10 protein-coding genes are annotated in these 10,488 nt (G+C 73.8%); 6 read left to right on the top strand and 4 right to left on the bottom strand.

Annotated elements, in window-relative coordinates; genetic code table 11:
• Positions 1-51: 51 nt before the first annotated feature.
• Genes mch through MOX02_RS14210 form a run of 3 tightly spaced genes read right to left on the bottom strand, consistent with a single transcriptional unit; the run spans position 52 to position 3,080 of the window.
• Complete coding sequence (mch, locus tag MOX02_RS14220) at positions 52-1,026, bottom strand: methenyltetrahydromethanopterin cyclohydrolase (protein ID WP_147026450.1); 975 nt, start codon at positions 1,024-1,026, stop codon at positions 52-54.
• Complete coding sequence (locus MOX02_RS14215; RefSeq protein ID WP_238178755.1) at positions 971-2,164, bottom strand: ATP-grasp domain-containing protein; 1,194 nt, start codon at positions 2,162-2,164, stop codon at positions 971-973. The genes mch and MOX02_RS14215 overlap by 56 nt, the downstream gene beginning before the upstream one ends.
• Before the next feature lie 22 nt (positions 2,165-2,186).
• Positions 2,187-3,080, bottom strand: coding sequence for an NAD(P)-dependent methylenetetrahydromethanopterin dehydrogenase (locus MOX02_RS14210; protein ID WP_147026449.1), 894 nt, complete (start codon positions 3,078-3,080; stop codon positions 2,187-2,189).
• Between the two features lie 272 nt (positions 3,081-3,352).
• Between MOX02_RS14210 and MOX02_RS31250 the strand changes: the two genes are divergently transcribed.
• Complete coding sequence (locus tag MOX02_RS31250; protein WP_170267875.1) at positions 3,353-3,490, top strand: hypothetical protein; 138 nt, start codon at positions 3,353-3,355, stop codon at positions 3,488-3,490.
• 63 nt (positions 3,491-3,553) lie between these two features.
• Here MOX02_RS31250 and MOX02_RS14205 read toward each other — a convergent pair whose 3' ends face one another.
• A complete protein-coding gene (locus MOX02_RS14205; RefSeq protein ID WP_244948436.1) occupies positions 3,554-4,477 on the bottom strand; it encodes a beta-ribofuranosylaminobenzene 5'-phosphate synthase family protein in 924 nt (307 codons plus the stop codon).
• Between the two features lie 374 nt (positions 4,478-4,851).
• Here MOX02_RS14205 and MOX02_RS14200 point away from each other — a divergent pair, with 374 nt between their 5' ends.
• The 5 genes from MOX02_RS14200 (at position 4,852) to MOX02_RS14180 (ending at position 9,692) form a co-directional block, all read left to right on the top strand.
• Entirely contained in the window at positions 4,852-5,925 is a 1,074-nt protein-coding gene (locus tag MOX02_RS14200) for a molybdopterin-binding domain-containing protein (RefSeq protein WP_147026447.1), read from the top strand.
• Complete coding sequence (locus tag MOX02_RS14195; RefSeq protein WP_147026446.1) at positions 5,925-7,568, top strand: formylmethanofuran dehydrogenase subunit A; 1,644 nt, start codon at positions 5,925-5,927, stop codon at positions 7,566-7,568. The genes MOX02_RS14200 and MOX02_RS14195 overlap by 1 nt, the downstream gene beginning before the upstream one ends.
• 61 nt (positions 7,569-7,629) lie before the next feature.
• Positions 7,630-8,568, top strand: a complete 939-nt coding sequence (gene fhcD / locus MOX02_RS14190; RefSeq protein WP_147026445.1) for a formylmethanofuran--tetrahydromethanopterin N-formyltransferase — start codon at positions 7,630-7,632, stop codon at positions 8,566-8,568.
• On the top strand, positions 8,565-9,359 hold the full coding sequence (locus MOX02_RS14185) for a formylmethanofuran dehydrogenase subunit C (RefSeq protein WP_147026444.1): 795 nt from the start codon (positions 8,565-8,567) through the stop codon (positions 9,357-9,359). Before fhcD ends, MOX02_RS14185 begins: the two co-directional genes overlap by 4 nt.
• A 126-nt stretch (positions 9,360-9,485) precedes the next feature.
• Positions 9,486-9,692 carry a hypothetical protein gene (locus MOX02_RS14180; protein ID WP_147026443.1) on the top strand — a complete coding sequence of 69 codons (207 nt, stop codon included), beginning with the start codon at positions 9,486-9,488 and terminating at the stop codon, positions 9,690-9,692.
• Positions 9,693-10,488: the final 796 nt, after the last annotated feature.

Here is a 10,488-nt window from a genome sequence, read left to right as displayed (position 1 = left end):
CGGGAGAGGTGAGGAGCGGCGCGCTCCCTCTCCCGGACGGGAGAGGTGGGCTCAGGCGAACGACGCCTCGACGAGCTCGGGCATCAGGCGTCCGCCCCGGAAGCTCTTGCCGGTGTTGACCGAGGTGACGATGACCTCGGCCGGGCTGAAGAGGGCGCCGTCGATCTTGTAGAAGTCGCCGTTCACCCGCGCGAAGATCTCGGCGAAGGGCGCGCCGTGGTCGCTCGAATTGGTCGAGGGGAGCTGCTCGGCGAGCTGGCGCGCGTCCGCCTCGTCGGCCTCCACGAAGAGCTGGACCCGGCCGCCGTAGATGATGGCGTCGTTGGTGCGGCCCATGGCGCGGATGAAGTCCGGGTGCTGCGGCGAGAGCGGCGCCGAGCCGATGCCGTCCACGATCTTGTGGAGGTCGAAGCCGACCGTGTGCGCCTTGTGCAGCGCCACCTCGAGGACGCGGGCGACGACCTGCGTCGAGCCCGCGAGCGACTGGGTCGGCGCGAAGATGAAGGTGACGTCCTCGGGCTTGAGGCCGGCGGCCTCCGCCACCTTGGCGACGACCGAGGCCGGTGGCCCGCTCGCGGCCTCGAGCACGAGGGCGGTCTTGGCGGCGGTGTCGCGGTAGCCGAGCTCCTTGTAGAGGTCCTCCACGACCGCCACCGCCCGGCCGGGCCCCGAGCCGAGGGCGAAGAAGCCGGAATCGCCCGTCTCGTCGGCGAGGCTCCAGCCCGCATACTGGCTCCCGAGGCAGGCGATCACGGGGTCGCTCGCGTGCACCACCACCGAGTAGGGCCAGGACGAGACGGGTCCCGAGGGGCTGATCGTCACCGTGCCGAGGCCGCCGAGGCAGATCTCGGCCATGCGCCGTCCCGCCTCGATCGAGCCGCGCACGCCCGCGCCTGCATCCACCATCCGGGCGCCGCCCGCCTCCTGCGTCACCGCGAGGCGCAGGACCTCCGCGTCGGCGACGAGGCGCTCAACCAGCGGCGCCGTCAGCGCGTTGACGCTCGGATACTTCACACTCGTGCTCATCGGTTTCCTCCTGGTCGAGGAGGGCGTGCAGGCGTGCCGCCCTCTCCCGCAACATCTCGCGCACCGCCGCCGCGTCCCGGCCGGTGGCCAGAAGGGTGCAGAGCGGCGCGTCCCGGGCCACGTCGGTGCCGGCCCGGGGCCGGTCGCGCGCGTGGTCCGGCCACGCGATCCGCGGCACCGGGCGGTAGTCCCGGGCCCCGTAACAGATCTCCGCGGCCGCCGCATCCACCGGGGTTGGGCCAGGCGTCACGCGCTCGCCCGCGCTCGCCGCCACATGCGCGAGGAGCAGGCTGCCCCCGCGCCGGTCGAGGATGTCGAGGGTGGCGCCGGGGCGCGGGTTGATCTCGGTGAGCCACCAGCGCTCGCCGTCCGAGAGGAGGTCGGCGCTGGCGAGCCCGCGCAGGCCCGTGGCGGCGGCGAGGCGGTCCACGGCGTCCGTCGCCGCCGCGAGGATCGCGCCGGGCAGGGCCGGCGCCTCCGCGCGCCCGCGCTCCAGCGCGCCCGCGTAGCGGTGGGGGCGCAGCGCCGAGCCGGCGCTCCACTGCTCGGTGAGCGCCACGACGGCGATGGAGCGCCCGTCCGCCAGCACGGCGAGGCCGAAGGCGCGGCCGGGCACGCGGGCCTGGAAGTAGGCGCCGGCCGGCGCCCGCCCCCGGGTCGCGGCCCGGATGTGGCTGCCGCCCGAGCCGCCGGCCCGCTTCAGGAGCCAGCCGGCCGGGTCGTCGAGGGGGCCGAGCGTCACGGCAGGATGCGGGATGCCGAGGCGCCCGCAGAGGGCGGCGAAGCCCATCGGGTCCTTGAGCGCCGCCACCGTCCCGGGCGCCGCCCCGAGGAGGCGGTGGCGCCGGGCGATCTCGGCCATCAGGTCGGGCGCGCCCTCGAGCCCCGAGCCGAGCACGACGCCGAGGCAGCGCGGACCGGCGAGGCCGGCCAGAGCGTCGAGGGCGCCGATCAGGGCCGAGCCCCCGAGGCGGCCGGTGCCGAAGCGGCCGGGCAGCGGCCGGTAGCCCTCGGCGAGGTCGAGCGTGTCGGCGTCGCCGAACAGGTCGGCGACGTAGGGGCGCAGACCCGCCCGCCGCGCGCTCTCGGCGAGCGCCCGGGCCGACTGGGCGGCGAGGAGGATCGCCTCCCCGGCCACGGGCGATACCCGATGCCCGGCCTCAGCCGGCGATCTCGACGGCGAGCGCGTAGGCGTCCCGGAAGTCGAGGCAGAGCGGCTCGGCGGAATCGAGCATCCGGCGGAACAGCCGGCACTGGGTCTGGTACTTGACGTTGCCGACCGCGAGCGCCCCGATGCCGATGCCCTTGCCGGTCGGCAGGGCCACGTCGACGGCGTTGACGTCGATGCCCGCGATGCCGGCGGGCGGCACGGCGTTGACGTCCGAGGCGACGAGGAGCTTCGGGGCGGATTCGAGATCCTCCGCCGAGAGGATCGGGATGCCGGCGGGGCCGGCCGAGAGGATCACCTCGGCGTCCTGGATCGCGGCGCGGCGCGCCTCCGGGGTCGAGCCGTCGACGGCGCCGACCTCGATGTCGAAGCGCCACTTCATGGTGAAGGCGATCTTCGAGACGCGCTCCTCGCCGTCGTGGCCGACGAGCACGGTCCTGGCGCCCTCCAGCGCCCCGATCACCGCCGCCACGTAGGCGACGACGCCGGCGCCGCCGAAGATGACGATGCGCTTGCCCGTGAGGTCGGTGCCGAACCTGGCCTTCAGGGCGCGGGCGACCTCGGCCACCATCGCGGCGCCGGTGGTGAAGGAGCCGGCCGGGTCCGCGAAGACGTGGTTGGCGAAGGGCGGCACGAACGCCTTCTTGGCGCGGTCCACCATGTCGAGGGCGTCCTCGGCGTTCTTGCCGCCGATGAAGATGCCGGTGCGGGTGCCGTCCTGCGGCGCGCGCGAGAAGATCGAGTCCTGCGTCAGGGAGACGACGTCGGCGAGGTCGACGCCCGTGTAGGTGACGATGGTCTCGAAGCCGGCGTCGACGGCCATGTTCACGTCGAACGGGCTCATGTGCTTGAGGGGCGTGAGCATGTGCAGGATCGAGCGGGCCATCGTCGGTCTCCTCCGGGATCGGCCGCCGCCGGACGCGCCGTGCCTGCCGACAGTCCAAGAACCTTCCGGCGGTGCCGGGTCAAGCGTCCGGCCGCCGGAAATCGCGCGGCGCGCACCGCTCCGGGCCGAAGGCGCGTCCGGGATGTTTCGGCAACAGCTGTCTTGAAATATTCAAAACCCCTGGACTGTTTTCCCGCGCGCGTTGCAGGAATGCACTATCGATCCGGGGACATGTCCATAGGTTCGCGGTCGGTCCTGTTCTGGAGACGACCGTGACGACCTTTGTTCCCACCTCGAAGCAGATCATCCTCGGCGCCGTGGCCGCAATCCTCGCCCTCGCGGCGACGGCCTGCGCGCCGAAGCCACCGCCGGCCCCGGTCGAGCCGGCCCCGATCATCAAGAAGGGCTGAGGGCGCCGGCGGGGCCGCATTCCGGCCCCGCCCCGCTCGGCGCGCGGTGGCCGGACCCTCCCGTCAGAGGCTCTCCACCAGGGCGCCGGCGTTCCGGCCCCGGGCGATCACGAAGCGCAAGGGGCCGGGCCGTTCGAGCTCGGCGACGAGGGCGCGGGCCTCCGCTTCCGAGGGGAGAAGCGCGAAGCCGGTCGGTCCCCAGGAGCTCTGGCCGTAGCCGGTGATCCCGCGGGCGGCGATGGCGCCGAGCGCCTCGGCGACGGCCGGGCTCGCGTAGCGGCCGCCCTGGTGAGGCGCGAAATGGTCGCCGATCCGGCGCTGGATCGCGGTGATGCCGCCGCCGAAGGCGTCCGGATCGGCCACCACGGCCGCCGGCATGACCTGCATCAGCACGATCCGGCAGATCTCGGCGGCCTCCGCCTCGGGGAAGCGCGGCAGGTCGCGGAACGCCTCGATCTCGCGCTTGCCGTGCACGCCGGTCATCGCCGTGTCGAGGATGAGGACGACCCGCCACGCCTCCGGGTAGGGCAGCCGGGCGATGACGGGCGGCGGGCTGCCGCGCGCGTCGCGGCCTCCGTCCACGATGAGCCCGCCGTCGGTGAAGGCGGCGAGCCCGACGCCGGAGCGGTTGCCGCGGTCCAGCGCGTCGGCGAAGTCCTGGGGGGTGAAGGACCGGCCGTTGAGCCGCGCCAGCGCCGCCGCCACCGCCAGGGCGAGCTGCGTGCCCGAGCCGAAGCCCGCATGGGCGGGGATCGCCTCCGCGACGCGGAAGGAGGCCGCCTCCGGCACGCCGAGATGGCCGGCGGCGGCGCGCGCGTAGGCGAGAACGCGATCGGATTCCGGGCCCTCGGCGGTGAGGCCCCCGGCGGCGCGCGCGTCGAGCTCGACGGCGGGCGCGTCGACGGCGAGGCCGATGCTGCCGAAGCGCCGGCCGAGGCCGCCGTGAAGGTCGAGGAAGCCGAAATGCAGGCGGGCCGGCGCGCGCACGCGTACCGCCGCCCCGGTCGCGCCCCGCCCGCCGTCGCCCTGCCCTGTCGCGTCCCTCGGCCGGTCCGGGGTTTCCGTCACCTCTGGTCCCCTCCCGTCCGGGCCGGCGCGCCGCCGCATCCGAGAAGATCCGGGCCCGCCATCGCGCAGTCTTTCTAGCGGAGCGCCCGTTCGGGGCAACCTCCGATGGCCGGCCCGGCGCGTGGTGCCGGCGGAAAACCGCGGGCGGCTCTTGCTTGCCGGCTTTGACCGATGCAAACGTGCGCCCCCGTGCATCGGCCGACGAGGACCCCGGGGTCCCGACCGGTCGCGCGAGGCCGACGACGGCCTCAGCCGACCCCGCGGTGCTCCAATTCGAACGCGAGGGAGGTCGAATGGGCGCTTGGGTCAAGGGAGGCGCGACGGATGCGGGCACCGCCATCGAGGCGGCCGCATCCCTCCTCGCCGCGGCGCGGGCGCCCGTGGTCGCCGGGCTCTCGGCGGACCTCGCCGCCGTGCGGGCGGCCTTCCATCTCGCCGCCGCCTCCGGCGCCTCCCTGGACACGGCGGGCGCCGCCGGCACCTACGCCGAGCTCGGCGCGCTCAGCCGCACCGGCGCCATGACGACGACGCCCGCCGAGGCCGTCGGCCGCGCCGACCTCGTCCTCGTCGTCGGGCAGGCGCCCTGGCGGAACCCGCTCCTGGAGCGGCTCGCCGCCGCCGGCCCGAGCCGCGGGCGCGCGGCGGGCGCCGCACGCGGCCTCGTCGCCCTCGGCGGACCCCCCGGCGCGGCGGCCGACGCCTACGCCGTCGATCCCGGCGGCCTCGCGGTCTCGCTCGCGCATCTGCGCGCCTTCGCCAAGGGGCACCTCGCGGGGGATGCACCCTACGCCGACCTCGCCCGGCGGCTCTACGCGGCGCAGTTCGGCGTCGCCCTCTACGACCCGGCCGAGATCGGCGAGATGGGCGTCGAGATGCTGCAGGGTCTCGTCAAGGAGATCGACGAGACGACGCGCTTCTTCGCGCTGGCCGTCTCCGGCGCCGCCGGCCAGGACCGGGCGGTGGTCCAGCTCTCGGCCTGGACGACGGGGCAGGCGCCGCGCGTCGGCTTCGGCCGCGGGCTTCCCGAGCACGATCCCTGGCGCTTCGACGCCGCCCGCCAGGCGGCCGCGGGCGAGTCCGACGCCGCGCTCTGGCTCAGCGCCCTGCCCTCGCCCCGGCCGGACTGGCTGGACATCGTGCCGACCGTCGCCCTCGTCGGCGCCGGAAGCCCCGAGGCCGCGGCGGAGACCGCCGAGATCGTCATCGCGGTCGCCGTGCCGGGCGAGAGCGCGGACGGCGTGCTCTGGAACGAGGGCCGCGCCGCCCTGACCTACCACGCGGCCGCGAGCGCCGGCGCGGGCGCGCCGAGCGCCGCCGAGGTGCTCGGCCGCATCCGCGACCGCCTCACCGAACAGAAGGGCGCCTGATGCTGATCCGGATCACTGGCGGACGGGTCGTCGATCCGACCACGGGCCGCGATGCGGTCGGCGACGTCTGGGTCGAGAACGGCCGCGTCGTTGCGCCCTCCGAGCGCGCGCCCGACCGCACGGTCGACGCCACGGGCTGCGTCGTGATGGCGGGCGGCGTCGAGGTCCACTCGCACATCGCGGGCGGCAACGTGGTGCTGTCGCGCCTCCTCATGCCCGACCTCTACGTCAGCGAGGCGGCGCCCGAGGGCCACCCCTTCGCCCATGCCGGCGGCTCGGCCGCCTGGATCGGCGCCAACTACGCGCGGATGGGCTACACCACTGCGGTCGAGCCGGCGATGCCGCCGGTCAACGCGCTCGCCACCCAGCTCGAACTCGCCGACATCCCGCTCCTCGACCGGGGCGCGCTCTGCGTGATGGGCAACGACGACCAGCTCCTGCACCTCCTGCGCGAGCGCGAGGGCAAGGCGGCGGTGCGCGACCTCGTGGCACTCAACACGGCGACCTCGCGGGCGCTCGGCGTGAAGTGCATCAACGCGGGCGGCGCCTCCGCCTTCAAGGACGGGGCGTTGAAGCTCAGCCTCGACGACGAGATCCCCACCTACGGGCTCTCGACGCGCAGGATCATGGGCGCCCTCCTCGACGCGGTTGAGGAGATCGGCGTGCCGCACCCGCTGCACGTCCACTGCAACAATCTCGGCCTGCCCGGCGCCGACGACAGCTTCGTGGCGACGCTCGAGGCGGCGGAGGGGCGGCGCATCCACTTCGCCCACGCCCAGTTCTACGCCTACGGCGTGGTCGACCCCGAGAACCCGATGACCGGCGGCTTCCGCTCGGCCGCCGAGCGCCTGACGCAGGCGATGGAGGCGCACCCGAACGCGACCTTCGACGTCGGCCAGGTGGTGTTCGGGCAGACGGTGACGATCTCACTCGACATCCTGCGCCAGTTCGCGGGCCGCAAGGGCGCCAAGCCCAAGAAGTGGATCCTCAACGCGGGCGATGCCGAGGGCGGCGGCGTGGTGCCCTTCCTCTACCGGCCGCGGGGCCCGACGAGCTCCCTGCAATGGGCGATCGGCCTGGAGCTGATGCTGCTCTCCAAGGACCCGGAGCGCACCATCCTGACCACCGACCACCCGAACGGCGGCCCCTTCACCGAGTACCCGCGCATCATCCACCTCCTGATGGACAAGGAGGAGCGGAATCGCGAGATCGCCACGCTCCCGAAGGTGGTGGGCGAGCGCTCCTCCCTGCCGGGGATCGAGCGCGAGTACACGCTCTCCGAGATCGCGCAGCTCACCCGCTCCGGGCCCGCCAAGCTCCTCGGCCTCTCCGACCGCGGGCACCTGCGCGAGGGCGCGCGGGCCGACGTCGCGGTCTACCGCGACGACCGCGACCGCACGGCGATGTTCGCGCGGGCGAGGCTCGTCCTGAAGGACGGCGTGCCGATCGTCGAGGACGGCGAGATCGTCGACTGGCGCTCCGGCCGCACCCTCGAGCTCACGGTCGAGTCCGACAGGGCGATGGAGCGGCGCACCGACGCCTACCTGCAGGACCGCTTCGGCCAGGGGCTCGAGAGCTTCGCGGTGCCGGACGCGGCCTTCTCCGCGCCTGACGTCTTCGAGGAGGTGGCATGCCGCGCCTGACCCCCGCCCCGCGCCCGCCCCGCCCCGGGTGCGCCCTCCACGACCGGACCGAAGTCTGACGATGGCTGACCTCTCCCTCAACGGCATCCCGGTGGAGGACACCTTCGCCGAGGCGTTCGACGTGGCCGGCACCGCGATCGTCGTCACCAACGACACGGCGAAGTGGGCGATGATCGCCGCCACCGTGATGACGGGCTTCGCCACCTCGGTGATCGGCTGCGGCGCCGAGGCCGGCATCGACGCCGAGCTCTCCCCCGAGGAGACGCCGGACGGGCGCCCGGGCGTGCGCATCCTGCTGTTCGGCTTCGAGCCGAACGGGCTCAAGGAGCAGCTCCTCAAGCGCGTCGGCCAGTGCATCCTGACCTGCCCCGGCACCGCCTGCTACGCGGGCGTCGAGGGGCCGACCAAGATCAAGCTCGGCGGCGCCATCCGCTACTTCGGCGACGGCTTCGCGGTCGCCAAGCGCCTCGCCGACGCGCAGGGCCGGGTCCGCCGCTACTGGCGCATCCCCGTCATGGACGGGGAGTTCCTGTGCGAGGATTCGACCCGCGCCGTCGACGGCGCGGTCGGCGGCGGCAACCTGCTCTTCCTCGGGCGCAAGCACGCGGATACGCTCAAGGTCGCCGAGATCGCGGTCGAGGCGGCGCGCGGGGTGCCCGGCGCGATCCTGCCCTTCCCCGGCGGCGTCGTGCGCTCGGGCTCGAAGGTCGGCGGCCGGACGAAGGGCATGATGGCCTCGACGAACGACGCCTACTGCCCGACGCTGAAGGGCCGGGCCGGCTCGGCGCTGCCGCCCGAATGCGGCGTGGTGCTGGAGATCGTCATCGACGCGCTGACCTCTGCGGGCGTGGCCGAGTCGATGCGGGCGGCGCTGCACGCGGCCACCGAGGTCGGGGCGAGCCACGGACTCGTCGCGGTCACGGCCGGCAATTACGGCGGCAATCTCGGGCGCCACCACTACCACCTCCGGGACCTCCTCACGAAACCGGGTGCAGCATGAGCGTCCTCACCTTGCGCGAGGCCCCGCCCGAGCGCCTCGACTTCCTCAACATCACCCCGCTTTCCCTCTCGAAGCTCACCGAGATCGAGGCGGCGCGGCTCCCGGTCGGCACGAGCCGGCGCGGGCTGACCCTCGGCGACTGCTTCTCGGTGGCGCTCGACGGCTCCGACACCCTGGTGATCGAGGGCGGCTCGGAGCGCCTCGACCGGGTCGGCGCCGCCCTCTCCGAGGGCACGATCCGGATCGCGGGCGATGTCGGCCAGCGCCTCGGCGAGGGCATGGCGGGCGGCACCCTCACGGTCGAGGGCAGCGCCGGCCCCTTCGCGGGCAGCGGTGCCATCGGCGGCACGATCACGATCGAGGGGGATGCCGGCGATCATGCGGGCGGGGCCGTCTACGCGGCCAGGGCCGGGCTCGACGGAGCGACCCTCGTCATCCGCGGCCGGGCCGGGGATCACCTGGGCGACCGGATGCGGCGCGGCCTCCTCGTCGCCGGCGCGGCCGGCCGGCACGCCGGCGCGCGCATGATCGCCGGCACGATCGCGGCGCTCGCGGTCGGCGACCATCCGGGCCTCGGGATGCGCCGCGGCACGCTCCTCGTCGGCCGCCACGGCGCGATGAGCCCGACCTTCGTCGAGACCGGCAGCCACGACCTCGTCTTCCTGCGCCTCCTCGCCCGCACCCTGCGCGGGGTCAGCGCCGCCCATGCCGACCTCGCGGCGGGCGCCCTGCGGCGCTACTCGGGCGATCTCGCCACGATCGGCAAGGGCGAGCTCTGGGCGGCGGCCTGAGGCCGGCCGCCCGCGGGGGCTGGCCGGCGCGCCCGGCCGCCTCATCTATGGGCGGCAGAACCTGAGCCGGCTTCGCGGGAGGCGCTGGACCCTCGGGTTCGCCGACCCACGACGAGGCCCCGGCCCATGATGATCCTGCTCTCGATCTGCCTCCTCGCGCAGCCGACCACCTGCCGCGAGGACCGGATCAACCTCTCCTACGAATCGACGAACCCCTTCCTCTGCCTGCGCCATTCGCAGAGCGCGCTCGCGAACTGGCAGGCGGCCCACCCCGAGTGGCACGTCGAGCGCTGGCGCTGCGCGCCCCGGGGAAGCCTGCCGAAGGATCTCTGATCCGGACCGGGCCGCGAGTCGGGGCCCGGCCGCCGTGACGCCGGCCGCGACTCGCGGCCCGGAGCGGGCTTTCGAAGGACGGATATTCACAAGGTTCGCGCGGGCGCGGGGCCTGCGCCGTCTCGCCGCAGACGCGACAGGATTGCGCGCTTCCGATCCGCTGGGCGCCGCGCCGCCGCTTTCGCGCACATCGCCAAGCTCGGCCATTTTGCAACGCATTCATTGCCGAATTATCCCGGGCGGGATTGCCGTCGCGCCCGGCCGCGGTCACCTGCCTCCGGAAGCATGGCAACGCCGCTCCGGGCTACCGCGCATGCTGCCGCTGCATGCGGAGCCGGCTCGAAACTGAAAAGTAACTTTGAGGAGCAAGACTTCTATTTTGCAGCGCAACACGTTGCGGTGCGCGGGGATCGACCGTCGAACCTCGGCCGAGCGGTCACCAGGACTTGAACGGCGCCCGTTTTTGAGGCTCGCAAGCGAGTTGACGGCGGCCAAATTTTTCTTAGAGTTCGTTCAAGCTTCGGTTTCGAGGAGGACGCCAAAGGGATGGCGGCTTCTGGCTCAGTGCCCTCGCGGCACGCGACAAACCCGCCCGCTATCGAAGCTTCGATCCCTGTCGCAAACAACAGGTCAGGTTCTCTTACGTAATCCGCAAGATTGCGCGCGAGGACTCTAAGACCTGTCGGAGGAATCCATGAGAGCGGTCCATCTTCTCGCACTCGGTGCTGGCATGGCGGCTGCGGCCCCGGCCATCGCCAACGAAGACCTGATGAAGCAGATCAACAATCCGGCTCAG

This window comes from Methylobacterium oxalidis, from assembly GCF_007992195.1.
Taxonomy (GTDB): Bacteria; Pseudomonadota; Alphaproteobacteria; order Rhizobiales; family Beijerinckiaceae; genus Methylobacterium; species Methylobacterium oxalidis.
This window is presented reverse-complemented; position numbering and strand designations above follow the sequence as displayed.

Coding starts and splice junctions, on each gene's coding strand:
- MOX02_RS14210 (WP_147026449.1), bottom strand. CDS start 3,080: ATGGCCCGCTCGATCCTGCACATGCTCACGCCCCTCAAGCACATGAGC.
- MOX02_RS14180 (WP_147026443.1), top strand. CDS start 9,486: ATGATGATCCTGCTCTCGATCTGCCTCCTCGCGCAGCCGACCACCTGC.
- MOX02_RS14185 (WP_147026444.1), top strand. CDS start 8,565: ATGAGCGTCCTCACCTTGCGCGAGGCCCCGCCCGAGCGCCTCGACTTC.
- MOX02_RS14200 (WP_147026447.1), top strand. CDS start 4,852: ATGGGCGCTTGGGTCAAGGGAGGCGCGACGGATGCGGGCACCGCCATC.
- fhcD (WP_147026445.1), top strand. CDS start 7,630: ATGGCTGACCTCTCCCTCAACGGCATCCCGGTGGAGGACACCTTCGCC.
- mch (WP_147026450.1), bottom strand. CDS start 1,026: ATGAGCACGAGTGTGAAGTATCCGAGCGTCAACGCGCTGACGGCGCCG.
- MOX02_RS14195 (WP_147026446.1), top strand. CDS start 5,925: ATGCTGATCCGGATCACTGGCGGACGGGTCGTCGATCCGACCACGGGC.